The sequence below is a fragment of the Halopiger thermotolerans genome (assembly GCF_054654555.1).
Window position 1 is genome coordinate 331173 of the sequence record NZ_BAAIEU010000003.1, and the last position, 26238, is coordinate 357410.

At 65.5% G+C, this 26238-nt stretch carries 25 protein-coding genes; 19 read left to right on the plus strand and 6 right to left on the minus strand.

Features of this window, described 5'->3' with window-relative positions; genetic code table 11:
• Positions 1-218: 218 nt before the first annotated feature.
• The 6 genes from ACYQ26_RS06765 to ACYQ26_RS06790 all read left to right on the plus strand — a co-directional run bounded on the left by ACYQ26_RS06765 (position 219) and on the right by ACYQ26_RS06790 (position 4483).
• Positions 219-938, plus strand: coding sequence for an SDR family NAD(P)-dependent oxidoreductase (locus ACYQ26_RS06765; protein WP_459808107.1), 720 nt, complete (start codon positions 219-221; stop codon positions 936-938).
• Between the two features lie 96 nt (positions 939-1034).
• On the plus strand, positions 1035-1322 hold the full coding sequence (locus tag ACYQ26_RS06770) for an amphi-Trp domain-containing protein (protein WP_459808108.1): 288 nt from the start codon (positions 1035-1037) through the stop codon (positions 1320-1322).
• 109 nt (positions 1323-1431) lie between these two features.
• Positions 1432-1989, plus strand: coding sequence for a dihydrofolate reductase family protein (locus ACYQ26_RS06775; protein WP_459808109.1), 558 nt, complete (start codon positions 1432-1434; stop codon positions 1987-1989).
• Positions 1990-2162: 173 nt separating this feature from the next.
• Positions 2163-2777, plus strand: a complete 615-nt coding sequence (locus ACYQ26_RS06780) for a peptide-methionine (S)-S-oxide reductase MsrA (protein ID WP_459808110.1) — start codon at positions 2163-2165, stop codon at positions 2775-2777.
• A 416-nt stretch (positions 2778-3193) separates the two neighbouring features.
• Positions 3194-3907 carry a DNA/RNA nuclease SfsA gene (sfsA, locus tag ACYQ26_RS06785; protein ID WP_459808111.1) on the plus strand — a complete coding sequence of 238 codons (714 nt, stop codon included), beginning with the start codon at positions 3194-3196 and terminating at the stop codon, positions 3905-3907.
• Positions 3908-4291: 384 nt separating this feature from the next.
• A complete protein-coding gene (locus ACYQ26_RS06790; protein WP_459808112.1) occupies positions 4292-4483 on the plus strand; it encodes a hypothetical protein in 192 nt (63 codons plus the stop codon).
• Positions 4484-4517: 34 nt separating this feature from the next.
• Here the strand turns inward: ACYQ26_RS06790 and ACYQ26_RS06795 are convergent, their stop codons facing one another.
• Together ACYQ26_RS06795 and ACYQ26_RS06800 are read right to left on the minus strand one after the other, a co-directional pair.
• The gene (locus tag ACYQ26_RS06795) at positions 4518-6515 is read right to left on the minus strand and encodes a beta-galactosidase (RefSeq protein WP_459808113.1); all 1998 of its coding nucleotides are present in this window, start codon (positions 6513-6515) and stop codon (positions 4518-4520) included.
• A 760-nt stretch (positions 6516-7275) separates the two neighbouring features.
• On the minus strand, positions 7276-7746 hold the full coding sequence (locus ACYQ26_RS06800; RefSeq protein ID WP_459808114.1) for a DUF7575 domain-containing protein: 471 nt from the start codon (positions 7744-7746) through the stop codon (positions 7276-7278).
• Positions 7747-8161: 415 nt separating this feature from the next.
• Here ACYQ26_RS06800 and ACYQ26_RS06805 point away from each other — a divergent pair, with 415 nt between their 5' ends.
• The 5 genes from ACYQ26_RS06805 to ACYQ26_RS06825 all read left to right on the plus strand — a co-directional run bounded on the left by ACYQ26_RS06805 (position 8162) and on the right by ACYQ26_RS06825 (position 13051).
• Complete coding sequence (locus ACYQ26_RS06805) at positions 8162-8287, plus strand: hypothetical protein (protein ID WP_459808115.1); 126 nt, start codon at positions 8162-8164, stop codon at positions 8285-8287.
• An 80-nt stretch (positions 8288-8367) separates the two neighbouring features.
• On the plus strand, positions 8368-9423 hold the full coding sequence (locus ACYQ26_RS06810; protein WP_459808116.1) for an ATP-binding cassette domain-containing protein: 1056 nt from the start codon (positions 8368-8370) through the stop codon (positions 9421-9423).
• Positions 9420-10190, plus strand: a complete 771-nt coding sequence (locus ACYQ26_RS06815; RefSeq protein WP_459808117.1) for an ABC transporter permease — start codon at positions 9420-9422, stop codon at positions 10188-10190. Before ACYQ26_RS06810 ends, ACYQ26_RS06815 begins: the two co-directional genes overlap by 4 nt.
• Positions 10191-10384: 194 nt before the next feature.
• Positions 10385-11497, plus strand: a complete 1113-nt coding sequence (locus ACYQ26_RS06820) for a glutamate-cysteine ligase family protein (protein ID WP_459808118.1) — start codon at positions 10385-10387, stop codon at positions 11495-11497.
• Positions 11498-11872: 375 nt separating this feature from the next.
• The gene (locus ACYQ26_RS06825; RefSeq protein WP_459808119.1) at positions 11873-13051 is read left to right on the plus strand and encodes a CBS domain-containing protein; all 1179 of its coding nucleotides are present in this window, start codon (positions 11873-11875) and stop codon (positions 13049-13051) included.
• Between the two features lie 91 nt (positions 13052-13142).
• On the opposite strand, the gene ACYQ26_RS06830 is transcribed toward ACYQ26_RS06825, so the two are convergent.
• Together ACYQ26_RS06830 and ACYQ26_RS06835 are read right to left on the minus strand one after the other, a co-directional pair.
• Entirely contained in the window at positions 13143-14372 is a 1230-nt protein-coding gene (locus ACYQ26_RS06830) for a glycosyltransferase family 2 protein (protein WP_459808120.1), read from the minus strand.
• Positions 14373-14434: 62 nt separating this feature from the next.
• Positions 14435-15370 carry an alpha/beta hydrolase gene (locus tag ACYQ26_RS06835; RefSeq protein ID WP_459808121.1) on the minus strand — a complete coding sequence of 312 codons (936 nt, stop codon included), beginning with the start codon at positions 15368-15370 and terminating at the stop codon, positions 14435-14437.
• Positions 15371-15544: 174 nt separating this feature from the next.
• Here ACYQ26_RS06835 and ACYQ26_RS06840 point away from each other — a divergent pair, with 174 nt between their 5' ends.
• Positions 15545-15829, plus strand: coding sequence for a DUF7967 family protein (locus ACYQ26_RS06840; RefSeq protein WP_459808122.1), 285 nt, complete (start codon positions 15545-15547; stop codon positions 15827-15829).
• Between the two features lie 156 nt (positions 15830-15985).
• Here the strand turns inward: ACYQ26_RS06840 and ACYQ26_RS06845 are convergent, their stop codons facing one another.
• Complete coding sequence (locus tag ACYQ26_RS06845; protein WP_459808123.1) at positions 15986-16534, minus strand: twin-arginine translocation signal domain-containing protein; 549 nt, start codon at positions 16532-16534, stop codon at positions 15986-15988.
• Positions 16535-16869: 335 nt separating this feature from the next.
• Here ACYQ26_RS06845 and ACYQ26_RS06850 point away from each other — a divergent pair, with 335 nt between their 5' ends.
• The 7 genes from ACYQ26_RS06850 (at position 16870) to ACYQ26_RS06880 (ending at position 24953) form a co-directional block, all read left to right on the plus strand.
• The gene (locus tag ACYQ26_RS06850; protein WP_459808124.1) at positions 16870-17634 is read left to right on the plus strand and encodes a DUF7344 domain-containing protein; all 765 of its coding nucleotides are present in this window, start codon (positions 16870-16872) and stop codon (positions 17632-17634) included.
• Positions 17627-17998: a DUF7521 family protein gene (locus tag ACYQ26_RS06855; protein WP_459808125.1), complete on the plus strand. Its 372-nt coding sequence runs from the start codon at positions 17627-17629 to the stop codon at positions 17996-17998. The genes ACYQ26_RS06850 and ACYQ26_RS06855 overlap by 8 nt, the downstream gene beginning before the upstream one ends.
• Positions 17999-18154: 156 nt before the next feature.
• The gene (locus ACYQ26_RS06860) at positions 18155-18901 is read left to right on the plus strand and encodes a helix-turn-helix domain-containing protein (RefSeq protein WP_459808126.1); all 747 of its coding nucleotides are present in this window, start codon (positions 18155-18157) and stop codon (positions 18899-18901) included.
• Between the two features lie 3 nt (positions 18902-18904).
• Positions 18905-19531, plus strand: a complete 627-nt coding sequence (locus tag ACYQ26_RS06865; RefSeq protein WP_459808127.1) for a hypothetical protein — start codon at positions 18905-18907, stop codon at positions 19529-19531.
• A gap of 195 nt (positions 19532-19726) precedes the next feature.
• Positions 19727-20383: a lactate utilization protein gene (locus ACYQ26_RS06870; RefSeq protein ID WP_459808128.1), complete on the plus strand. Its 657-nt coding sequence runs from the start codon at positions 19727-19729 to the stop codon at positions 20381-20383.
• A 535-nt stretch (positions 20384-20918) separates the two neighbouring features.
• Entirely contained in the window at positions 20919-23351 is a 2433-nt protein-coding gene (locus ACYQ26_RS06875; protein ID WP_459808129.1) for a heavy metal translocating P-type ATPase, read from the plus strand.
• An 81-nt stretch (positions 23352-23432) separates the two neighbouring features.
• A complete protein-coding gene (locus ACYQ26_RS06880) occupies positions 23433-24953 on the plus strand; it encodes a globin-coupled sensor protein (RefSeq protein ID WP_459808130.1) in 1521 nt (506 codons plus the stop codon).
• Positions 24954-25109: 156 nt separating this feature from the next.
• Here ACYQ26_RS06880 and ACYQ26_RS06885 read toward each other — a convergent pair whose 3' ends face one another.
• Positions 25110-26231 carry a glycosyltransferase gene (locus tag ACYQ26_RS06885; protein ID WP_459808131.1) on the minus strand — a complete coding sequence of 374 codons (1122 nt, stop codon included), beginning with the start codon at positions 26229-26231 and terminating at the stop codon, positions 25110-25112.
• Positions 26232-26238: the final 7 nt, after the last annotated feature.

The following is a 26238-nucleotide window of genomic DNA, read 5'->3' on the forward strand; positions in this document are numbered from 1 at the left end:
GTGTGGTCGCCCCCTCTATCTCCAGCGTTGGGTCCGAGAGTGTAAATATCCGATCCAACCGGAGTGAAACTGAAACTAGTCGGCTCGAGCGGCGACCGCCGCCGCGGCATGACGCGTGCGACCGGCTCGACGCGGATGCCGCCGAGAAGATCACGTGCCAATCTGGGTGAAAGGCGAAGGGTCCGGCATTATTGCCCTCGAGAACCATTCGTATCCGTATGACGCGCACAGCGGTCATCGCTGGTGTCGGTCCGGGGCTGGGCGAATCGATCGCACGAACGTTCGCGGCGGAGGGGTGTCGCGTCGCCCTGTTCGCCCGCTCGGCGGACTACATCGAGGAACTCGCCGACGATCTCCCCGACCCGGGCGAGGGGATCGCGGTCCCGACCGACCTCACCGAGGTCGACCAGATCCGCGACGGGTTCGACGCGGTCCGCGACGAATTCGGCCCGGTCGACGTGCTTGTCAATCACGCGAGTGCAGCCTCTTGGAAGGGGCTCATGGACACGAGCGTTGCGGAGTTTGAACGGGCGTGGGAAGTCAACGGCCGGGGCGCGTTCGTCTGTTCGCAGGAGGCCGTCGACGACATGCTTGAGGCCGGCGGTGGGACGGTCATCTTCACCGGTGCGACCTCGTCGGTGCGGAGCCTCGGCGGCGCGATCGGATTCACGGCCGCGAAGTTCGCCGCCCGCGGGATGGCGATGGACATGGCTCAGGAGTTCGGTCCCGACGGGATTCACGTCGCACACGTCGTCATCGACGGCCAGATCGAGACGCCGGCGGTTCGCGAGCGGACGGACGACCGCGACGACGACACCCTCCTCGACCCCGACGAGTTGGCCGAGACCTACTGGCATCTCGTCGAACGGGACGACGTCAGCACTCAGCCGTTCGAGGTACACGTCACGAACGGGCCGCAGAATTCCGAGTTCATCTGACGAGCGCCGTGTCGCCGACGCCGCGTTCACACGCGGGTGACGGCGCCGTTCGATAGGGCAGATGTACTTATCAGTGCAGACGGTGTACTGATCTCCATGCCCGAAGAAGTGCTCTTCAAATCCGAGAGCGACCAATCACGAGCGGAGGTCGCGTCGTACCTTCGCAGCGTCGCCGACAAACTCGAACAGGGCGAGACGGTCACGCTCAAGTCCGGCTCGGAATCCGTGACGATGGATCCGCCGGCCCGTCCCACGTTCGAGGTCAAGGCCGAACGTGAGGGGCCGACGGACGGCCCCGGCGAGCTGAGTCTTGAGTTCGAACTCGAGTGGGACGAGGACGGCGGCGAGGAGACCGAGGAGAGTGGCCAGTTAGAGATCGAGTGATCGTGGGTTCGACCGGTAGTTCGGTCGACGACAGCCGCTTCTGAGGTTCCGGTCCCAGTCGTGGATACCGTTATACCGCTAGAACTCCTCCGAAGTAACGATTGAGCGGATGAAGACCCAATATTTCACGGCGACGAGTATCGACGGGTACATCGCCGACGACGACGGTTCGCTGGACTGGCTCTTCCAGTTCGGAGAGATCGAAGAAACCGAGGGGATACGGGACGACTACCCGCGGTTCGTAGACGGGGTCGGTGCCGCGGCCATGGGCTCGACGACCTACGAGTGGCTGATCGAACGGGAGAATCTGCTCGAGAATCCCGAAAAGTGGCCATACGACGTCCCAACCTGGGTGTTTAGCAGTCGGGAACTGCCGGCGGTCGACGGCGCGAACGTTCGCTTTGTGCGGGGGAACGTCGCGCCCGTCCACGCGGAGATGGTGGAAGCCGCAGCCGGTGAGAACGTATGGCTGGTCGGTGGCGGTGACCTCGTCGGGCAGTTCTACGATCAGGGGCTACTCGACGAACTCATTCTCAGCGTTGCGCCCGTCACGCTCGGTTCGGGTGCGCCGCTTCTGCCGCGCAGGATCACCGCTCCGCCCCTGAAACTGACTGCCGTCCGGAACTACGGCGACGTATTCGTGGCTCTCACCTACGAAGTTCAGTGACTCAGCAGCGGGGTTCACCGGGTAGCCAATGAAGACGAACGCGAGTCCGTTGATTACAATGAGAAGCGACGGGCGAAGCGTCCGCCTCGAGGACGCCAGTCGAGGGGGCAGAGACAGGGTTAACCGTGTACGGATCGGAACGCGGGTACCGAACCCGATTATCCACTACCGCTATGCTCACACCAACGGTCATCGAGGAGTTCGACGCGCAGGCACCAGACACTACCGAAACGGCGACCTTCGGCCTCGGCTGTTTCTGGGGTCCCGACGCGTCGGCCGGTGCGCTGAACGGCGTCGTTCGAACGCGGGTCGGATACGCCGGCGGGACGACGGCCGATCCCTCCTACGAGGTCGTCGGCGACCACACGGAGGTCGTCCAGCTCGAGTACGACCCCAACCGGCTGTCGTTCGCCGACCTCCTCGAGTGGGCATTCGCGGAACACCGTCCGTACCGGCAGCCGAAGAAACGCCAGTACCAGCACGTCGTCTTCACCGAGACGGCCGATCAACGGGACCAGCTGCGAGCGTATCTGGCCGACTCCGAGTACGACCGCGAGAGGATCGAGACGCGGCTCGAACCGCTCGAGGACGTTTACGTGGCGGAGGCGTACCACCAGAAATTCCAGCTCCGGGGCAAACGCTGGATCACGGACGCCTTCGACGCCGCGGGCTACGACGCCGCTGCCGTGCGGGAGTCGCCCGCCGCGGCGAAACTGAACGCGCACGTCGCCGGCCACGACGTCGACGTCCCCTTCGTCCGCCCGTCGTTCGACCGGCGTTCAGCGTAGCGTGACAGTTCGTTCCAATGCTATTTGGCCGCAGTCTCTTTGGAGTCGCTGCACTACGTCCCAGCACACTCGCGGGGACCCACTCGACGACTGCGCTCCGATCATCGCCCTTCCCTCTCCCGGCCATGTGTCAGCGGCACCCCCGCGAGTGTTCTGCCCTCGCCTCGAGACGCCGTCGTCTAGCCGATCCGTCCCGCTACTCAAACGCGACTCCACGCGGCGGTCCGATCGATGCGAGCGACGCGGGTCCGTCCGTTCTTTAAGTGGTTCTGGTCACAAGGTGGAGCTATGACGGGACGTCGCTTCTCCCGAGATACCGTCTCTCCGTAGCGGTGGCGACTCGCCGCCCTCGAGTCGACTCGTTCAGTTATCGACGGCTTCGTATTGCTGGCGGCAGATCCGTTAGATACCGCACCATGGAACTGCTCACGTTCGACGGCGAACTCGTCGCGGGGCGGGTCGTGGACCGGCCGAACCGATTCGTCGTCCGCGTTCGGTTCGACGACGACCCCGAACGGGCGTTCCTGGGCGATCCCGGCGCGCTCGAGGGGATCCTCGAGCCCGGCCGGGAGATTCTCTGCTCGCCCGTCGACGATCCCGACCGCTCGACCGACTACGACGCGATCGCGATCGACGTCGACGGGACCTACGTGAGCCTCCGCGCGGCGCTCGCGAACGACCTCTTCGAGGCGATTCTGGCGACCGATGCTATCCCCGCTTTTGGGAAGTACGAACTCCGCGAGCGGGAACCGCAACTCCCCGATCACGGCCGGGCCGACTTCCTCCTTCACGACCGGTCCGACTCGCCCGCGTACGTCGAGGTCAAGTCCTGTACGCACGTCGAAGGCGGCGTCGCGAAGTTCCCCGACCGACAGACCGAACGCGGCCGTCGGCACCTCCGCAGCCTCGAGTCGCTCGTCGACGACGGGACCGATGCACACGTCGTGTTCGTCGTGCAACGGCCCGACGTCGATCGCTTCCGGCCGTACCGCGACGTCGATCCCGACTTCGCCGAGTTGCTCGCACGGGTACGCGACGCCGGCGTGTCGGTCCACGCGCTCGCGACCGCATTCGACCCGCCGCACTATCGGCTTCGAGACGCAGCCCTGCCGATCGATCTCGAGACGTAACGGTCCTGGCTCAGGTGAGAAGGGGTAGTACGGCGCGAAAAACGGGTCGCGAAGGCGTCTAGGGACGGGGGACAGACTCAGCGAGTGGACGGTGCCTTGGGTGGGTGCGTGGGTGGATCGGCTTCGAACGCGGTCGCTGCCTGACCGCATCCGTCGTTTGGCCGGAGTGGATAATAAAGCGGGGAACGCGCTCCTACATTCTGAGAATGGGCCGTCGATACGAAAACGGCGACGATCGCGGCCAGCGCCTCTCGAGCGGAGAGTTGAAGTCGGTACGAAATCGATCCCCCGGCGCGGAGCATGAGCGATGACGCCGATCGATCCGGGGGACCGTACGCTGCTGGCCGCGAATCGAGCGACCTGGTGCGCACTGCGGGCGGTGCGGTGTTCGAGTTCACCGCGACGCGCTGGCAGCGATTCGTCCGCCCGATGAGTCCGGTTTTCGAAGGGGCTGCGATCGGCGTCGTCGGCACTGCCGTATCGGCCGCGTTGACGGCGAGCGTCGGCGCCGGCCCGCTCTGCTACACGCTCACGGCGCTCGCGATCGTTTCGCTGTACCTTAAATACCGCCTGTAGTGGCATTCGCGGTCCCGTCCGAGCGTTCGGCTTCTCACGCGATCTCGAGTTCGGTCACCGGCGCCTCGACGACGGCGAGGTCGTACGCCGGAATCGGTTCCGAGCCCACCACCACCGACGCGGCGGACGGGAGCGAGAGGCGTCGTTCCTCGTCGGTAAAGTTCAGGACCCACGAGTAGCCCTCCCGCTCGACGACGCGGACGTTCGCCGGTAACGGTTCGGGGGTCGTGGCCACGTTCGCGTCCGCGAGCAGGTCGGTCACCAGCGCGTCCGCCAGCGCGTCTTCCGGCCAGACGCCGCAGTATCGGACGCGCCCGTCGCCGACGTCGTTCGTCGTGATCGCGGGGGTCCCGGCCGGGGTTCCGGACCGGTGGGTTCCGGCTACGGTCGCCGTGTCGGGCTCGAGTCGCTCGTCCCAGACGCGGTAGGCGAACGATTCGCCGCCGTACTCGAGCGTGCGCTCCTGCTTCGGATGGGGCGCCTCGTGGTCGTCGACCGTCGCGCCGACGAGGTCCGCGAGCGGACCGGGTGCCGGTTCGTTCAGTAGTTGGTTCGCCCGATCCTTGACGCCGGATCGCATCGTCAACAGCAGGTTCCCGCCCGCTTCGACGTACTCGGTCAGCCGCGTCGCGAGCGCGTCGTCAACCAAGTGCAGCGTCGGCGCGACGACGGCGGCGTAGGAGTCGAGGTCGCGGGTCGGCGGCACGATATCGACCGTCACGCCGCGCTCGCGAAGCGCCCGATAGTAGGTCTCGAGGTGGGTCCAGTAGTCGAACTCCGGGGCGTGGGGCTGGATGCTCAGCGCCCAGAGGTTGTCGTACTCATGGAGGATAGCAACCGACGCGTCGGGTTTTTCGAGGTCGGGGAGCGCCTCGAGGTCGGCCGCGGCGTCGGTGGCGTCGGCGTAGCCGCGGTCTGGACTCCCGTCGGCCTCGAGGAGTCCGGCGTGGTACTGCTCTTGGCCCTGTCGGCAGCGGCGCCAACGGAAGTAGACGACGCTGTCGGCGCCGTGCGCGACGGCGTGGTGGGCCCAGAGCCGCATCGCTCCCTCGGCGGGCTGGGGCGAGTAGGGCGGCCAGTTGATGTCGCCGGGCTGCTGCTCCATCACCCAGAACGGCGCGTCCGCGGCGGAGCGGTAGAGGTCGTGATCGAGACCGGTGACGTCGGGACTGCCCGCGAGCAGTTCGTCGGTCGAGGGCTCGCCCGTCCGGTCTTGGACGTGGCCAGTCGGGTAGGAGTCCCACGCGGCGAAATCGAGGCTCTCGCTGACGTCGTAGGCGTCGAGCGAGCCGAAGTGGCTCATGAAGTTGTGCGTGACGAACCAGTCGTCGTCGGCCTCGCGCAGGATGTCGACCTGCCGCTCGTTGTACTCGACGGCGCTGTCGCTGCTGAAGCGGTAGTAATCGAGCACCAGCGACGGGTGCTGGCTGGCCGCGGAGTGGCGCGGCGGCTGGATCTGATCGAAGTCGTCGTACCGCTGGCTCCAGAACGACGTCCCCCACGCCTCATTGAGCGTCTCGACGTCGCCGTACCGGTCGCGAAGCCACTCGCTGAACGCCGCCGAGCAGTCGTCGCAGTAACACCGAATCGTTCCGTGACAGCCGTACTCGTTGTCAGTCTGCCAGCCGGCGACGACGGGATGGTCGGCGAACCGCTCCGCCAGCCGCGAAACGATCCGATCCGTCTCCAGCGCGTACGCCTCGGAGTTGAAGCAGTAGTGGCGACGACTGCCGAACTCGCGCGTCGTCCCGTCCGGCTCCTCCTGCAGCATGTCCGGATGGTCGTCAACGAGCCACCGCGGCGGCGTCGCCGTCGGCGTACACAGCACGGCTTGCAGTCCGTGGTCACCGATGTACTCGAGGGCCGTCTCAAGCCACTCGACGTCGAACTCGCCGCGCTCGGGTTCCAACCGCGACCACGCGAACTCGCCCATTCGGACGTACTCGAGACCCGCGTCGGCCATCTGCCGGACGTCCGCCTCCCATCGTTCGCGCGGCCAGTGTTCCGGAAAGTAACACGTTCCGATTGACATACGCTATCAAGCATGTCCGTTCGTCTTATGTGTTGTTGTGACGACCCATTCTCGCGAATCGCCGCGACCTGACGTACGTGGTCGAGATTCGCCGACCCGAAGGCGCATGAGGATGACGGGACGGTTCTCTTTTCGAACAATCCGCTAATGAGGGCGTCGTGATCCCGGAATTCCAGTTCCGCGACGCCGTCTCGACGAAGCAGACGAACATCTCCGAAATGATGACTCCTGGTCGGAGTCGCCGGGAATGTGAACTCTGTCGGACGCGAAAGCTCACGACGGAGGAGTACGGAATGCACGTCTGCGGCGCGTGCAAGCAAACGTACCTTCCCTGACGGCACACGCCGACCGAAGCTCGACCGGCGACGGTTTGCCCCGGACACGCGCAAACCGTTTTGTCGGCGAACCGGCAGCACAGCACGGGTTTCGCCCATTCCCAGAGTGTGGGAGCGCGTTCCCCCGTTTATTATGTTCACCCGCCAAACGACGGGTGCGGTCAGGAACAGTGGCCGCACCCTCAGCCGATTCACGCACCACACCACCTTCCACCCACCGTCAACCCACCTGCCGTGGTCTGTCCCACGCGTTTGCGAACACGCCTTCGCAACTCGCTTTCCATCTCCGTCGTTTTCGAGTAATTGAGTCCCCTCGAGCAGTCAGTTTCGACGCCGAGGACGCGCTGATGACGGCGAGATGAACCGCCGCGCAGTACTCCCTGACGTGCCGGTAGTCGACGGCCTCGGTGCGCGAGGAAGCGGTCTTACGACTCTCGCGTCGCGTCGTCTCGCTCGTGATCGGTTCCGTCGGTCCCGTCGATCGGTTTCGTACACCAGTGACAGAACTCGAGGTCGGGATCGAGGTCCTTCCCGCAGTGGGGACAGGAGATCGACTCGTCTGGGTCAGGGTCGGCGTCGTCGGCGTCGTCGCCGCCCTCGACGGGCGAACGAGAGCGAGCAGCGGTGTCGCGAGCGAGGAGGTAGGCGTCGATAGCGCTGAGTCCGATGACGAACAACGAGGGCGCGACGCCGAGCAGCGCGTCGCGGTTCATGGTGCCGGTCGCGATTTCGTCGAGCGCCGCCGGATCGACGAAGAGCGCGGTGACGGCGACCGAAAGGGCGAGCCACCCGACCGCACGTCGCAGTCGCCGAAGGTACAGATGCCCGAGTCCGGTAACGAGTACAGCGAGAAGCGCTGCGAGCCACGGTCGCTTCCGCGAGACCGAGCGAGGCATACGCTGACTAACCGTTCAGTAGGAATAAATCTTCGTCTCGAGCGGCCGATCCGCGACCGTCGGGGATGCGTCCCTGCGATTCGGCCGTGGACGTCACCGCGAACGCTCGACTCGCTATCGACGCGCTACCGGCCGTCGCGGCCCGCAGGTGGCGTGTCCGCTCCGTTCCGCCGACGGTGATCGAACATTCAATCAGTTTTTATGGCCAGCGACCGTATTCGGTAGTCGTCATGACGGGAACGAGGGGAGCGGACTGGAATCACCGGAAAGTCACCGTCAAACCGCCGGAACCGAGCGGCGGCCGATCACCACGACGCAACTGCTGCCGTTCCTCGAGGAGACGATCCGGGCCGGTATCGAAGCGGGGACGTCCCGGGAGGTCGATCCGGCGGAACCGGCGGCGCTGTTCGCGGTCGTGACAACCGGATCGACGGTCCAGCGCGCGACCGGGTCCGACGAGGTGCTCGCGGATGCGGCCGCCGCGTTCGATCAGTACGTCCAGACGCACCTGCTCGAATCCGACGAGTCGCCCTCCGGCTGATCGACCGCAGGTTGGTATCTCCGGCACGCACTTCAGTGTCGGCGAACTAATGTAACTCAAATAACGTAACTGTCACACCTATGGTAGCAATACAGGTCGACGACCTCACCAAAACGTTCGGGGAAACGACCGCCGTCGACGGCCTCTCCTTTCGCGTCGAGGACGGGGAACTGTTCGGCCTGCTCGGGCCGAACGGTGCGGGGAAATCGACGCTCATCAACATGCTCGTCACGCTACTCCGGCCGACCGCCGGAACCGCGACGGTCGACGGCCACGACATCACCGAGGAGACCGCGGCCGTCCGCAACAGCCTCGGTATCGTCTTCCAGGAACCCGCGCTCGACGAAGAGTTGACCGGCGAGGAGAACCTGGCCTTCCACGCGCGGCTGTACGGCATGGACGGCGCCGCGCGGCGCCGGCGAATCGACGAGATACTCGAGCTCGTCGGCCTCGAGGCCGAACGCGACCAGCCCGTCGGCTCGTACTCCGGGGGGATGAAGCGACGGCTCGAGATCGGCCGCGGGCTGCTTCACGAGCCGTCGGTGCTCTTCCTCGACGAACCCACCGTCGGGCTCGATGCGCGGACCCGCCGCGACACCTGGGAGTACATCCAGCGGATGAACGAGGAGGCCGGCGTCTCGATCGTGCTGACGACCCACTACATCGAGGAGGCCGAACAGCTCTGCGACCGCGTCGCCGTCGTCGACGACGGGGACATCGCGGCCATCGATACGCCGGCCGCGCTCAAGGAGTCGCTCGGCGGCGACGTGGTCTCGCTGACCGTCGACGGGTCGGCCGCGGCGTTCTGCCGACGACTCGAGGACCGGCCGTGGGTCGCCGAGTATGCGACCGACGACGATGCCGACGTCGTCCGGGTCACCGTCGATCGCGGTGCCGAGCGCATCGCCGACCTCGTGCGGCTGGCGGACGAGGCCGGCGCGCCGATCGCCTCGATCGACGTTCACCGGCCGAACCTCGAGACCGTGTTCCTCTCGCTGACGGGGTCGACGATCGGCGACGGCTCGTCGGCGTCGGGTGCGGACAGCGAAGCGACTGTCAGCCCCGACGACGCTGGCGAGCGAGACGGATCAACGGGTCGACGACCGCACACTGCCGCGACGGAGGACGACCGATGAAACTCGTCGACGCACGCAGCGTCTACGCGCTCTGGCTGCGGGATGTCAAGCGATTTCTCCGGTCGCCCTCGCAGATCGTCGGCTCGATCGCGATGCCGCTGTTGTTCCTGGTCTTTCTCGGCTTCGGGTTCGGCGGCGCCGCCATCCCCGGGCTCCCGGCGGAGGTCGACTACCTCGAGTACCTCGTGCCCGGGATGGTCGGGTTCACGATGCTCTTTGGCGCGTCCTTCGCCGGCCTGTCGATCCTCTCGGATCAGGACGTCGGTTTCTTAAAAGAGATCCTCGTCGCCCCCGTCAGCCGCACGTCGATCGTCCTCGGGCGGATCGCCGGCGGGTCGACGACGGCGCTCGTGCAGGCGACGCTGATCCTCCTGCTGTCGATCCCGCTCGGATTCCCCGTTAGCAGCCTGCTATCGATCCCGCTGGCCGTGGTGTTCATGGTGTTGATCGCGGTCACGTTCGTCGGGTTCGGCGTGGCGCTGGCCTCGCAGTTCAACGACAGCGAGGGGTTCGGACTGGTCGTCCAGTTCGTCATCTTTCCGCTGTTTTTCCTCTCGGGCGCGCTCTTTCCGCTCGAGAGTCTCCCGGACCCGGTGCAACTGCTCGCGCTCGCGAACCCGCTAACCTACGGCGTCGACGGCTTGCGCGCCGTCTTGGTCGGAACCTCGACGTACCCCGTCGCCGTCGACCTCGGCGCCCTCGTCGTTTCGTCGGCGATCACGGTCGCCGTCGGGACATACCTCTTCGAGCGCGTCGAAGCGGTCTGAGCGCACTCTCGAGTCGCTCGAGATTCCGCCGCCGTATTCACTACAATCGTCCCGTCTACGATTTGAGGCAGATATTGTAGGCGCACACAACATTCATGTGAATGAGTCACACTCCAGATAATGTGAAAAATTAGCATAGCTACGGTCCAGAGAGGAGCGCACCGACAGAGACAGACGCGGCGAACGAGGACATCGTGTTACCACACAACTCAGAGCCGGTACGACGTAGTATCGAGGTCGAATACTGGGTAATCGACGAGGAGGGCCACCTCGTCGAGCCGAGCGACCACATGGTGGCGGCGCCGGGCACCGAGCGAGAGTTCGTCGAGCCGATCCTCGAGATCAAGACGACCCCGTGTGAGACGACCGACGGGTTACGTGCCGAGCTATTCGAACGGGTCGGCGAGGCCCTAGAGCGCGCCGCGATGGACGGTAAACGGCTGGTTCCGCTGGCCACGCCGTTGAACGAGGATCGGGTCCAGGAACTGGAGAGCGACCGGACACGAGTACAGAATCAAGTCGTCGGTGGAGACTTCTCGTACGTTCGTCACTGCGCGGGAACACACGTCCACGTCGAGCAAGTGCCGGGTCACGAGGCCGATCTGGTAAACGCACTCGTCGCACTCGATCCAGCGCTCGCCCTGGTTAATTCGTCCCCCTACTATCAGGGGCGACACCTGGCGGCCGGTGCCAGGTCGAAGCTCTACCGCTGGATGGCATACGACGACGTTCCACACCAGGGGTGGCTCTGGCCGTACATTGACGATACCGACGAATGGAAACGGCGTCTGGAACGACGCTACGACGAGTTCGTGGTTGCGGCGGCCGATGCCGGGATCAACCGCCGAACCGTCGAGCGCAACTTCGAGCCAGAGAGTGCCATCTGGACGCCCGTTCAACTCCGCGAGGAGTTTCCGACCGTCGAGTGGCGTTCACCGGACACCGCCCTGCCGAGCCGGGTCGTCCGCCTGGCCGATTCGATCACGACCATCGCGACCCACGCCGCCGAGACGACGTTGCGAATCGAGGGCGACGAGGGCCGCGTCACAGAAAACGGCGTCGTTGTCCCGACGTTCGACGCCGTTCTGGGATACGTCAACGACGCCATCCGCGACGGGCTGGCGTCGGCGTCGGTCAGGTCGTATCTCGAACGCATGGGATTCGATGTCGACGCGTACCACCCAGTCACACACGAGATCGAGGGCCGTAGCCCGGTGTCCCGAGACGACGCACGGCGACTCCGGCTGGAATACGCAGATCAACTCGAAGACGACGTGCAACGAGCCGATGTGGTACGTGGCGGATGACCCGCACCGAGCAGTCGGGGTGAGTTCGAGACTATAGAGGATCTCGCTGGACTCAGGTCACTCGTGTTTCCCTGGCAGGCACGACCTTCCCTGGCAGGCACGACCGTGTGGGAATGCGGGAGAGAGACGACGAGATATGGGTAGATAGGTTCACCGCCGCCTCAAGGCCGTTGGCCTCGTCGTCCGCTCCTGTTATCGGTCAGGTTCGGCAAGCAGTCTTCACCCTTTGGTAGGGTACGTGCGCCGTGCTAAATCCACCCTCTGTATTTAGCACGCTATTCTTATCGGCTGTTGCGGATTCCAACCGAGCCCGATCACCGACACTCGGACGGATAAGACAGACCGTTTAACAGCCACGACTCCCTACTGGACGCCATGGCAAGCTTCCGTATCGGTCGGATCTTCGGGATTCCGATCGAGCTCGACCTGACGTTCCTGCTCGTGTTGCCGCTGTTCGCCTGGGTCATCGGCTCGCAAGTGGAGTTCTGGATCGACATCCTCGGAATTCTTCCGGAGGCGACCCCCTCGAGCGGCGCGCTTACGGAAGGGTCGACGCCGTGGCTGCTCGGCCTCGCGTCGGCCATCGGACTGTTCGTCGGCGTCCTGTTGCACGAGCTCGGCCACTCCGCCGTGGCGCTGCACTACGGCTTTACGATCGAGTCGATCAAGCTGTGGCTGCTCGGCGGCGTCGCGCAGTTCACCGAGATGCCCGAGGACTGGCGGCAGGAGCTTCTCGTCGCCGTCGCCGGTCCGATCGTCAGCGTCGCCGTCGGCGCGGTTTCGTACGTCGCCTTCGTCGCGCTCCCGACCGACCTCCCGGCGGCCCGCTTCGTCGTCGGCTACCTCGCGCTCATGAACGTCGCCCTCGCCGGCTTCAACATGCTGCCGGGGTTCCCGATGGACGGCGGTCGCGTCCTGCGCGCGCTGCTGGCCCGAAACCGGCCCCACGTCCGCGCGACGCAGATCGCCGCCGCCGTCGGCAAGGGGTTCGCGGTGCTGATGGGTCTCATCGGTCTGCTCGCTTTCGATCTCCTCATGATCGCGCTCGCCTTCTTCATCTACATGGGCGCCTCGGGTGAGGCCCAGCAGACGGCGCTGAAGGCCGCCTTCGAGGGCGTCACCGTGCGCGACATCATGACCCCCGCCGAGGAGCTCGAGACCGTCACCGAGGAGACGACGGTCGCCGACCTCCTCGACCGAATGCTGCGGGAACGCCACGTCGGCTACCCGGTACTGCGAAACGGCCGGTTCGCCGGCATGGTGACCCTCGAGGACACCCAGTCCGTTCGCGAGGTCGAGCGGGACGCTTATCGCGTCGAGGACGTGATGACCGAGGCCGACGACGTCCCGACGGTCCGGCCCGACCAGCCGGTCATGGACGCGCTCGAGACGATGCAGGAACGCGGCGTCGGCCGCCTGCCGGTGATGACCGCCGACGGCGACCTCGCCGGCCTGATCTCGCGAACCGACCTCATGATGGCGTTCAACATCGCCCAGTCGGGCGGCTCGATCGGCCCGATTCGGACGCAGGAGCCGCTGCTCGAGCGACCGTAACGGCGGTAATCGATTCCGTATTCGGATCCGTTCTCAAGCCAAGTCGCCAGGTCGTCAGTTTGTCGACGCGTGGTATCGGTGCGGGACCTCCCTAGTCGTCGAACACCGTCGACTGGAATTGATCGTCGGACTCTCGAAACAGACGCTTCGTCCCGTCGTGTTTCGAAAGATCGCCCCGCTCGAGATCGTCGTGCACCGCTTCGATAGTTTCGGGCACCACCTTTTCGGTCACCTCGAACGTGTCCACCGGGCGAATCAGGCCCCACAGCGCACCGATCGAGTGGACGCACACCGCGGCCGGCGTGAGCAGAACGAACAGCGGCCACACCAGCGGATGTTTCCGATACCCCCAGAGGCCCGCGATCATGTACACGAACAGCATGCTCGCGAACGCGAGCGAAAGCACCCGATACGGAGCCAGCGTCGGGATGCTGCGCGGAAACAGGTAGCCGATGCCCATCAGTAGCGGCACGAACGGAGAGAACGCCCACGCGACGATGCGCGTGTAGTACAGCGGACGATAATACCGCGGGAGGATCCCCCCGTCACTCGTCGTTCCCGAAATCCACCGGCGACGCTGTTTGATCATCGCTCGAAGGGACGGCGGCGCCTGATTTCGAAACCGCGAGTCCAGTACCCGAAACGAGAGCTCTCGTGCATCCGCCGCCCGCCAGATGAAGTTCGTATCCTCGGTAATCGTGGCGGCGTCCCACGTGATCTGGTCCTCGAGCGAAGACCGAACGGCGACGCCGCCGCCCCACGCGTACAGCGGATAGCGGAGCCGGTGGAACCCCACCTGTTCGAACTGGTAGCCGATGCGGAACACCTCGGCGAGATACGCGAGTTTCGAGCCGGTGTACAGCGGCTTTTCGGTAAACTGGACGATATCCGCGTCGGGAATTCCCGCAAACCCCGCCATGAGCGTGTCCTCGTCGATGTAGAGCACGTACTCCTTGTCGCAGGGGACGTTCCGGCGCGCCCACTCGAGGGCGCGACCTTTGTTGGTCGCCTCGCACGCAAACTCGTCCGGGACGACGTGAACGGACGCGCCGTCGACGGAGAGGTCCTCCTCGGCGATGACGCGCACGTCGGTAATCTCGTCGGGAACGGAATCGACCGTCGTCTGGACGACCGCTTCGGCGTCTATCGTCAGGACCCGAACCTGGACGTCGTCGAACCCCCACTCGAGCTCGTCAGCACCGACACGCCAGCCGCGGGAGAGGACTATCGTTTCGAACCACCACCAGAGAACCGACGATCCGTACACCAACAGCACGGCCCACAGGAGAGCGACGATTACCCAGACGAAAGCCGACGCCATTCGACCGGCTACTCTCGGCTACACGCTCTAGTATATTTCGACTACAATGTCCGGTCAGGCGATCAGTCCGTGCAAAGTGCCTCGGAAAGGTCATCGCCGACCGACGCGATCGCCTCGAGCGCGCGGTCGACGTCGCGCATCGTCATGAAGCCGTGGATCATGTCCTCGTAGTTCTCGTAGCGCGTGGGGACGCCGTCGCGGACGAGCTGTTCGGCGTAGGCCTTTCCGCCGTCCCGGAGCGGGTCGAAGCCGGCAGTGACGATCGTCGCCGGCGCGACGCCGGAGACGTCGCCGGCGTTCGTCGGATCCGCGTAGGGGTTACGGCGGTGGATCTCGGTCCGGTAGTAGCACTCGTCGAACCACTCCATGTCGTCCTCGTCGAGGACGAGTCCGGCGTGTTCCCGGACTGACGCCTGCTCCCGATCGATCCCGACGGCCGGATAGAGCAGCGCCTGATACTCGATCGCCGGACCGTCGCGCTCGGCGGCCATGAGCGCGGCGACGGCGGCGAGCGTCCCGCCGGCCGAATCGCCCGCCACCGCGATCCGTCCGTTTCCGGCGACCATGTCGGGGTTCGCGGCCGCCCACTCGACGGCGGCGTACGCGTCCTCGACCGCCGCGGGGAAGGGGTGCTCAGGAGCGAGTCGGTAGTCGACCGAAAGGACGGCACAACCGCTCGCTCGAGTGAGGTGCCGACAGAGCCAGTCGTGGGTTTCGATGCTCCCCAGCACGAAGCCGCCGCCGTGGAAGAAGACGATCGTCGGATGCGGTCCGCTCGCGGACGGGAGGTAGAGCCGAGCGTCGCGGTCGCCGTCGGGGCCGGGGATCGTCCGGTCGATCGTCCGCCCGACGCTCGGCCCGTTTCGGTTCCGGATCCGCGACATCACGTGACTGAACAGTCTGAGTAGCTTCAGTCCGTAGCGGTTGTGCGGCAACGGGATTCGCTCCTGGCGCTCGAGCGCGGCCTTCGCCTGCGGATCGATCCTTTCAGCCTGCATACGTGACGGTTCGACGACTCGAACGAAGCCGTTTCGATTCGGAAAGTCGGTCACCGTCGCGTCGGGGGTCTCGAGGCGGCGGGAACGTACACGCTCCGATCGCGGAACGGACGCCGCGAGATCGGTGAGCGGTCCGGCACCACGCTGAATATCGACTCGGCGTAACGATACGGTATGAAACGCGATTCCGACGACGAGGTTCGGGTATGGCTCGTCGAACGGACGTACTCCGACGACGAACAGAACATGATCATCCTCACGTACGCCACCGTCGACGGCGAGCGGTACTTCCGAAAGGAACGGGCGCTCACGTCGTTTACTGACGTCCGCGATACGACCGCCGCGGTCGACGTCCCGCCCGGTAATCTCGGCTCGGTCGACGATCCCGACCGGCGAGAACAGTACGCCGCCGAAGCGCAGCGGATGGCCGAGATCCACGATCCGGACGACGTCATCTGACGGGATCGCCGGAACGCCGGCCACGGCGCGGCGGTGACTCGTCCCCGCCGACCACTCTGCGCCGTCTAGCCGCCAGTCACGGACTGCGCTCTCCCGTCGGTCGTATAGAAAGTAGCGAGTCGCGTCGGTCCGCCACCGGAACGGCGGTCCGACCGCTTATCCGCTGGTTTGCCACCAGTCCTCGGTCTCGAGGATCTGATCCTCCTCCTCTTCGCTGACCGGACTGGCGTTGACAGTAATGAGGGTATTGTTGTCGCCGAACGGGGTCCACTCTCGGTTCATCTCGAACAGCTGGGGTTGGTTCTGGTCGTCATCGGCGTCGGGGATAAATCCGAGCTCCTCGTCGTACTCGCCGATGTTCGCGTCCTGTGCGACGTACAGCGGAACGATCTCGTCAGTGTTCAGCCACCGGATCTGATACGTGTTGTATTCGGAGAACCAACTGTCCTGTATATCTCCGTAGTTGGGCACCCAGTTGATGACTCCCGAGACGAACGTGAATTTGGCGTTCGGGCGGAAGTTACTGATCTGAATGAGCGCCTTCCAGGCGTCGTCGAGGTCGCCGACGCCGCCGTCGTCGTCCTGCGCCGTTGTGATCCCCGATGCGCCGAGGGCGAGCGCGCCCGACGCGAGTGCACCCTTCTTCATGAATGATCGGCGCGAATCGTCCGAATCGCCGAGACGCCAATTATTATCTTCTGTCATGACAAGATCACTCCATCGAATAGAAGCCTCATAGAGGGTTAAGAACTGTCCTTGCACCATATAGGATTTGTTATCAGAATCCGACACTAGTAAGTACGACGTAACGGTCACCGCCGGGCCGTGGGTTCTCCCACCTCCCGGGAGCGTTCCCGACTGCGGCCCGGGGACACTGGGCCCGTTCCGGAACCTGGTTTCGGCCTGTCACCCCCGTAACCCTGTCCGTCGTTCGCTCGTCGACGACGATCGAAATCGGCCGTCGATCCCCGAGGCGGTAATCGGTCCGTTCGGACCACAGTGTGAACCCATTTAACCCTCGATACCATAACGGAAGTTCAATGAATTCCGATCGAGTCGACCGTCGCTCCCCCCATCCCGTTTTCGAGGCCGTCGCGGCCGGTCCCCGTCGGGTGATACTTCGGTTTCTCGTCGACCGGAATACATCTGTTACCGAGCGCGAGCTGGTATCTCACCTCGAGATGACCGAATACAGCGGATCCGAACGGGATCGAACCGCTGACGCCGTCCGGACGGTCCTCGTTCACAGTCACCTGCCGAAGTTAGCCGCCGCCGATCTGATCGCGTGGGACAGAGCGGACGAGACTGTGGGCGCGACCACTCATCCGGCGCTCGCGGATCCTCGATTCGAGCGGTTGCTCGAACTCGAAATCGACGGGTTGGACGCGGTGCTATCGCACCTCGCCAGCGACTCCCGTCGCGTTCTCCTCACCGTTCTCAGGGAGGCTCGGGCGTCGATGACGCGCCGAGACGTCGCCGTGGAACTGCTGCGTTCCGCGGACACCGATCTCGAGCCGGACAGCGACGCGATCGAGGACGTAGTCGCGTCACTGTACCACGTCCATCTGCCCGCGCTCGCCGCTGACGACCTCGTCGAACTCGATCCGCGAACCGATCGAGTTGCGTACGCGGACCACCCGGCGGCCGAGGACGTCTTCGCGGTGCTCTACGAATCCGAAGATCGTATCGTCGACTCGTACGACGGGTTCTTGACGGGGTTAGGCGAAGCCTACGAGAACCTGCGGTCGGACTCCACCGCGGAGGCCGGCTGGCCGGATTTCTGGAGGGAACCGTCGTATGAATAGTAACCCGCCGGAGCTGTGGGCTTTCATAATCGCCAACACCCTGTTGTTCGTCATCAGCAGCGTGTTGGTGGTCTTGAGCTACGCCGCGTACCGCCAGAGCGACGACCGGACGTCGTATCTGACGGCGACGATCGGATTCGTCGCCGTGGTCCTCGGCGGTCTCGTCGAACCGGGCTATCAGTTAGTCGTCCGGGGCGACTTCAACATCGACGGAACCGAACTGCTCTGGCTCCAGACCGCGGAGGGACTCCTGATCGCGGCCGGGCTCGGGCTGATTTTCTACGCGGTAACCCACCACGGCTCGGAGGAGCGCGCGGCCGACGAGGACGCCTACAAATTCGGACCGCAAGAGACGGACGACTGACGCGAACGCCGCTCGAACGCGTCTCGGCTTCGATCACTCAGCTACCGACACCGATACCGTCGGTCTCCGGTGCCGCCTTCTCGAGTCTGTGCGGTCGGGCGCGAGGGTCCTCCATCGCGCCGCAGCGTTTTACGTCGCCGCTCCCTACGGAATCGCATGCGAGAACTCGTCTTCGCCCTCGAGTACGAACCCGGCTGCAACAGGGTGGCGGATACGCTCGCCGACCACCCCGACGCCCGGATCCGGTCGCTCTCCTTGCACGCCACTACGGAGGAGCTCTGGCGCGTCGATCACGCGACCGGCGACCCGGACGCGCTCGCGGCCATCGAGGACGCCTTCATCACCGCCGACTACTACGCGGACTGTCTCGCGACCGGCGACTGCGGCGCCGTCCAGACGACGCAGGTCCTCGAACACGCCGCCGACACGCTCGTGCTCTACTCCTACTGGAAACGGACGCCAGACTGCGAATCCGTTCCTCACATCGCGCTCGAGCACCTCGGCAGCGGCGTGCTGTTCGAGACGCGCCACGAGGGCCGTCACTACACCTGGCGGCTCATCCACTCCGGCGAGGGCGACGTGAGCGCGTTCTTCGACGACCTCGAGACGGCCGTCGGCGACTGCGCGCGAATGGAGATGCTCCGGACCGCCGAGGCGGAGCCGACGGGGAGCGAACCGGCCGACGGCGGGGACCTCCCGCCGGAACAGGACGCGGCGCTGCGGGCGGCCGTCGAACACGGCTACTACGAGTCGCCGCGGGCGGTCGATGTCGGCGAACTCGCCGATCATCTCGAGGTGCCGCGGTCGACGCTCACCTACCGCCTGCGACGCGCGGAAGAACGGCTGGCGAAGCAGTACGTCGCGGACGGGCAGGTCACGAGCGAATCGTCCCAACCGCTCTGAGGAGTGCTGACGGCCGCTGTTGCCCGCTCTGGCTCTCTACCGATCAGTATGGAAAAAGTACTTCCAAGCGGCGGTAGGAATGTAGACATGAATCGCCGCGTTTTCCTCGCGACTGCCGGCGCTTTCGCTCTCCTTGCACCGGGCTGTTTAGGCGTCGGTAGATCGGGTTCGGATCCCGGGGAAGTCTACGATTCGGAGCGGATGGTCGAACTCAGCTGGCGGGAGGAGAGCCCCCTCGTCGATGGGCTCGGACGTCACTCGGAGGTGCAGTACTCCGTCGCCGTCGTTGACTCCCCGTCGGACCCCGACGTCAACCGGGCGTACCTTCGCGAAAACGACGGTGAAGCCCTCCTCGACTTTCTCGACGAAACGACGTTCGAAACGACCCGCATTCTCGCGTTGCAGGCGCGGCACTCGAGCGGCGCACGGTACCTCCACGTCGATTCGCTCCGTCTCGACGTCGGTGAACGGATCGACGGATCGATCTCGATCGGTACCGCTGAGGGGGGCAACGGTGCAGAGAATCGTGAAACGTTGTTCGTTCGCGTCGGGACGGGCGAGCGCGACCCAACCGACGCGCGGATCACCGTTCGAGGGGACGACGAGGCAGTTACCGTGGAGAGCAACTAGGTCGACACTAAGCAGTGTGGACGGGCGTGTTCGTCTCTGGAAAAGAATCAGAAGTACCGGTCTGGTGACGATTTCCCCGTCCGATTGTCCGCTGGATAGTAAGTAACACCGGTGTTAGTAGCCGACATCGGTGTCCGCGAGCACTTATGGCCCGTCTCTGACTAATACTCCACGTCGACACAACCGCCATCGAATATGTCACAACAAAAAGTAGATTACGCGGACGAGGCTGCCATCGACGAATCACTGGACGAACTGCCGACCGACGAAGACCTCGAGGAGACCGTCGAAAACCTCGAGGCCAACGGGTTCGACGTCGTCGTCGTCGACTCGGCCGAGGACGCGCTCGCGGAGGTACAGTCGCTCATCCCTGCCGGAGCGTCCGTGATGAACGGCCACTCGACGACCCTCGAGGAGATCGGCTTCGTCGAGTACCTCAGCGAGGGCGACCACGAGTGGGAGAGTCTCCCCGACGAAATCTGGAGCATCGACGACGACGCGGAGCGTCAGGCCGCCCGCCGCGAGTCCCAGACGGCCGACTACTTCCTCGGCGGGATCAACGCCATCGCACAGACGGGCGAACTCGTCGCGGCCGACCGCTCCGGCAGCCGCATCGGCGCGTATCCCTTCGCCGCCAGCAACGTCGTCATCGTCAGCGGCGTGAACAAGATCGTTCCGACGCTCGAGGACGCGCTCGACCGACTCGAGTCGGTCGCCTACCCGCTCGAGAACGAGCGCGCCAAGGAAGCCTACGGCGTCGAGTCTGCGATCGCCAAACAGCTGATCTTCCGGCAGGAACTCGAGGAGGGGCGCACTACCGTGGTGCTCGTCCGCGATCGCTTGGGCTACTAACGAACTAGTCCTCCCGGGGACCCGATGCTTCTGGGTTCGCCGTCGCTGATTGCGACGAGTCTCGGGCGTCACACGTCGGACGATCGCCTCTCAATTCACGGGAGCGCTACCTGCATGCGAAACGATCATCGAGGTACTATCTCTCGATCGCTGTAAGAGGGTTTTAACTCAGATCATCACATAAACCGAAGCCGCATGGTCGACGAGGGTGAGCGACAACGGGCAGCGGCAGTGTGTGAAAACTGCGGGACTGCTCACGCGGTTCGGCTCGGTCCCGACGGTGAAATACGACCGATCGGGAGCGAACGAGCTACCGGTTGCACGTGCGGGAACGGTGACCTCCGTATTCTCAGCACCGACGCGACCGTTCTCGAAGACGTAGATATGTGACCCGCGTCGCTCGAGTGTATAGGAAGGTGCGAAGCGGTTGCTTTGCGTTTCTCACGTCCTCTCCGCTCGTATCGCTGACGCCGCTCGCCTCGAGTTGGAATATTCCAACGAAGGCTTATCGAAATGACGCCCTTAGCTCGACGTAATGACCGACGAAACTGCAGTGGGGCAGGCAAGCGGGGACGGGGGCGGACAGCGGACGGAGACGCTGACTGCCCGGCTCGCAGTCCCCGAGATGGACTGTCCCTCCTGCGCGGGGAAGGTGGACAAGAGCCTGCAGCGCGTCGAGGGCGTCGTCGATGCGGACCTCAATCCGACAACCGGAACGGCGACCGTCACGTACGATCCCGAGCGGGCCGCCGAGAGCGACGTGGTGGCGGCGATCGAAGGGTCGGGGTACGAGGTGACGGGCGGTACCGGCAGTGACGCTGGCGCCGACGCCGACGCAGCGGCGAGCGAGTCGGCCGACGGCGTCGACGTCGCACCGCCGTCGGAGGTCTGGACGAGTCCGCGAGCGACGAAGACGTGGCTCGGTGCCGCGTTCGTCGTCCTCGGTCTCGCTTTCGAGTTCGTCCTCGAGGCGCAGAACGTCGCCGTCGCGAGCGTGCTCGGCGCGCCGCTCTCGATCGCCGACGTGCTCTTTCTCGGGGCCGTCGCAGCCAGCGGCGTGCCGGTCGTGCGGAGCGGCTACTACTCCGCGAAGGCCCGGAGCCTCGACATCGATCTCCTGATGGGGACGGCGATTATCGCCGCCACCGGGATCGGCTACTTCGTCGAAGCGGCGACGCTCGCGGTGCTTTTCAGTGTCGCCGAACTGCTCGAGGACTACGCGATGGACAGGGCCCGCGACTCCCTGCGCGAGTTGATGGAACTCTCCCCCGACGAGGCGACGGTCCGCCGCGACGGGGAGGAAGTGACCGTGCCCGCCGAGGACGTGGACGTCGGCGAAACGGTCGTCGTCCGCCCGGGCGAGAAGATTCCCCTCGACGGAACCGTCCGGGAGGGCGAGAGCGCGGTCGACGAGTCGCCGATCACCGGGGAGAGCGTCCCCGTCGACAAGACGGCCGGTGACGAGGTCTTCGCCGGCGCGATCAACGAGGAGGGCTACCTCGAGGTCGAAGTCACCTCGACGGCGGGCGACTCGACGCTCTCGCGGATCATCGAGTTAGTGCAGGGCGCGCAGGCGAAGCAGACCGAAACCGAGCAGTTCGTCGACCGGTTCGCGGGCTACTACACGCCGCTGGTGGTTGCCCTGGCGATGCTGACGGCCGCCGTGCCGCCGCTTCTCATCAGCGATCCCGTCTCGACGACCGTCGCCGGTTACGAGTTCGTCTTCGCCGCCGACTGGGGGACGTGGTTCGTGCGCGGACTCACGCTGCTGGTGATCGCCTGCCCCTGCGCGTTCGTCATCTCGACGCCCGTCTCGGTCGTGTCGGGGATCACCAGCGCAGCGAAAAACGGCGTGCTCATCAAGGGCGGCAACTACCTCGAGGCGATGGGCGAAGTCGACGCCGTTGCCCTCGATAAGACCGGCACGCTCACGAAGGGCGAACTCGCCGTCACTGACGTCGTTCCGTTCGGCGACGCCGACGAGAGCGACGTCCTCCGGTACGGCGCCGGGCTGGAACGGCGCAGCGAACACCCGATCGCCGACGCAATCCTCGATCGCGCCGACGAGGCGGGGATCGCGGACCTCCCCGAGCCGTCGTCGTTCGAGAGCCTCACCGGCCGGGGAATCCGCGGCGAAATCGACGTCTCCGGCGAAGCCGGAGGCTCGTCGGACTCGTCCGACGGTGGCGAGACCTACTACGCCGGCAAGCCCGCGCTGTTCGAGGACCTCGGCTTCGATCTCTCTCGAGCGCGCAGCGTAACTGAGACCGACGGCGGGGTCGCCGTCGGCTCGGACGCGAAGGACGAGACCGGGTTCAGCGAGGAGACGCTCGCCGAACTCGAGCGGGAGGGGAAGACCGTCGTCCTCGTCGGTACGGAGTCGACACTGCTGGGCGCGATCGCGATCGCCGACGAGGTCCGACCCGCCTCCAAGCGGGCCGTCGCTCGCCTTCGCGAGCTGGGCGTCGACCGCGTCGTAATGCTCACCGGCGACAACGAGGGCACCGCCCAAGCCATCGCCGACGAAGTCGGCGTCGACGAGTACCGCGCCGAACTCCTGCCCGACGAGAAGGTCGACGCCGTCGAGGCCCTGCAGCAGGAGTACGGCGACGTGGCGATGGTCGGCGACGGGATCAACGACGCGCCGGCGCTCGCCACCGCGGAGGTCGGCGTCGCGATGGGTGCCGCGGGGACGGATGCGGCCCTCGAGACGGCCGACATCGCGCTGATGGGCGACGACATCGGCAAGCTTCCCTACCTGTACGCGCTCTCGAACACGGCCAACGGCGTCATCCGGCAGAACATCTGGGCGAGCCTCGGCGTGAAGTTCCTGCTCGCGCTCGGCGTCCCGCTGGGGCTGGTCAGCGTCGCGATGGCCGTCGTCGTCGGCGACATGGGGATGAGCCTCGGCGTGACCGGCAACGCGATGCGGCTCTCCCGGCTCAAGCCCGACCGGTTCTTCGACTAGGGCCGGCAGGTAGCCCGGCCCGACGCCGTCCCCCCATTTGGCCGATACTTATACCCGGCTCGCGTTTCGAATTGTAGCCGAATGAACGCAGGGGACGAACGGATAACGCCGGCCGTCAGACGAGGGGTCGACGGGGCGCAACTGGCCGCCGAAATCGGCATCGACGGGCGGGAGATCGAGTGGCGCAAGGACTTCACCGGCTTCGACGATGCCGACCGGCAGCGGCTGCAGGCGCTGGCCGACGTCGTCGACCCGGTCATCGACGAGACGGTCGACGACTTCTACGACAACCTCCAGTCGTACGACGAGACGCTCGAGATCTTCGATCGCTCCACGAAAACGGTCGACCAGCTCAAACAGACGCAGCGCCAGTATCTCACGCGCCTCTTTGCCGGACGGTACGACGAATCGTACTTCCGACAGCGCGCGCGGATCGGAAAGATCCACGATATGCTGGACTTGGGCCCGAAGATCTACCTCGGGGCCTATTCCGTCTTCTACGAGCACTTGCTCGAGGCGATGGCTGCGGATCTGAAAGCCGAACTGCCCGAGACCGACGACGAGACGACGGCCAACGCTGGCGACGGGGAGGCGCAGTCGCCGGCCGAAGTACTGGACGAGTTCGCGGCTCGAACCCTCTCGCTCCTGAAAATGACGAACCTCGACCAGCAGGTGGCGATGGACACCTACATCCACTCCTACAGTCAGCGCCTCGACGACGTCATCGACGAGCAGGAGGCGTTGATGGAACAGGTCAGCCAGGAAGTGCAGCAACCGCTGGCCGACCTCGAGGCTTCGGTCGGCGACGTCGCCGCGAGTTCCGAGCAGATCAGCGCGCAGGCCCGCGATCAAGCCGACTCGATGGAGACCGTGACCAGCGAGGTCGCGGACATGTCGGCGACGGTCGAGGAGATCGCCTCGACGGCCGAGGAGGTCGCCGCGACCAGCGCCGAGGCCGAAAGCCAGGCACAGGAGGGGCGGGAAGCGGCGACGGAAGCGATCGAGTTGATGCAGTCGATCGATTCCTCGACGGCCGAGGTCGCCGCCGACGTCTCGCAACTCGAGGACCGAATCGACGAGATCGACGAGATCGTCGACGTCATCAACGACATCGCCGACCAGACGAACCTGCTGGCGCTGAACGCCTCGATCGAGGCGGCACACGCCGGCGAGGACGGCGACGGGTTCGCCGTCGTCGCGAACGAGGTCAAATCGCTGGCCGAGGAGTCCCAGGAGCACGCCCGCGAGATCGAAGGGCTGGTCGACGAGATCAAGACCGACACCGCCGAGACGGTCGCGAGCCTCGAGGAAACGACCCAGGAGATCGACCGCGGAATCACGCAGGTCAACGACGCGATGGAAACCCTGCAGGACATCGCCCGCGCCGTCGAGGAGGCATCGGAGGGGGTTCGGGAGGTCTCCGACGCGACCGACGATCAGGCCGCCAGCACCGAGGAGGTCGCGTCGCTGGTCGACGAACTCCTCGAGCAGGCCGATCAGGTCGCCGACGAGATCGAGGACGTCGCCGCCACTAACGAGGAGCAAGCCGAGAAGGTCGAGCAGATCAGCGAGACGGTGACCCGATTGTCGGACGAGCGCTGATCGGACGTTAGTGGCCACGTCTCGGGAGACGATCCACGTGGCGTCGCGTGCCCGTACCGTGACGTGACGCGGTGCGGCCAGCAATCACCGTCGGCGCCCGCTCGCGTCGAGCGCCGAGCGCGCCGCGGTCGGTAGTAACGCACTGATACGAACCGGCTACGAGCCGGCGGTCCGGACGACGCGCTCGTAGAGGGTCGCCAGTCGGTCCAACGAGCGCTCGACCGCGATCGTCTCCCGACGCCGTAAGCACCGCTCGCGGAGCCGATCCTGCTCCGCCATCGTTCGGTCGATCGCCCTGCGCAGCGCCGCGACATCGCCGGGCGGATAGCGGTACCCGGTCTCGCCGTCGATCACGGTATCGCGCAAGGCGCCCGCGTCCGCGGCGACGACCGGCGTTCCGCAGGCGTTCGCCTCGAGGGCGACGAGTCCCTGCGTTTCGATGCGGCCGGGAAACGCGAAGACGTCGAGCGCCGAGTAGAACGCCGGTAGCGCGTCCCGGGGGAGGACGCCGAGAAACGCGACGTCGCACTCGAGCGTCCGCGCCCGTTCGACGAGCTGCGGCCGGGACGGTCCGTCGCCGGCGAGGAGGACCGTCACGTCCGTGTCGGCGGCCGCCTCGAGCAGTTCGGAGAGGTACTTTTCCGGGCTGTGTCGCCCCGCGTAGCCGACGAGCGGCGAGTCACCGTCGATGTCGTACGCCGCCTCGAAGGCCGTGGAGTCGACAGGCCGAAACGTGTCCGTGTCGATGCCGTTGGAAACGACTTCGACGGCAGTCGTCGGATCGATCGCCGTTCGTACGTACCGCCGGGCGGCCGCCGTCGGCGCCGTTACGAGGTCGACCGCGTCGTAGAAGCGCCGCTCGTATCGAAGACACGCCTTCTGGAGGCCTGCGGCGAGCGCGGGGTGACCGACCCGCTGTGCGAGCCGATCGGCGAGCACGGTGTGGTACGACGCGACGACGGGAACCGACGACCGTCTCGCGAAGCGGATCCCGGCGAGGCCGAGGGTGAACGGGGAGTGAACGTGGACGACGTCGGGCGTCGGGAGAGCCGCCGGCGCGATCGGCACGCCGAGCCGGTGGCCGCGGTACGTCGGCGCCGGGACGCTCGGTACCGGCCGTTCGCCCGCTCTGGCGTCGTGACCGCGGGAGCGCGGATAGACGACGGTCATCCGACCGCGCTGCTCGGTCCAGCGCGATCGCCAGAGGTCGATCGTGTACGTGACGCCGTTGACCGTCGGCAGGTAGGTGTCTGTGAACGCGGCGACGTGCGTGACCACTCGACCG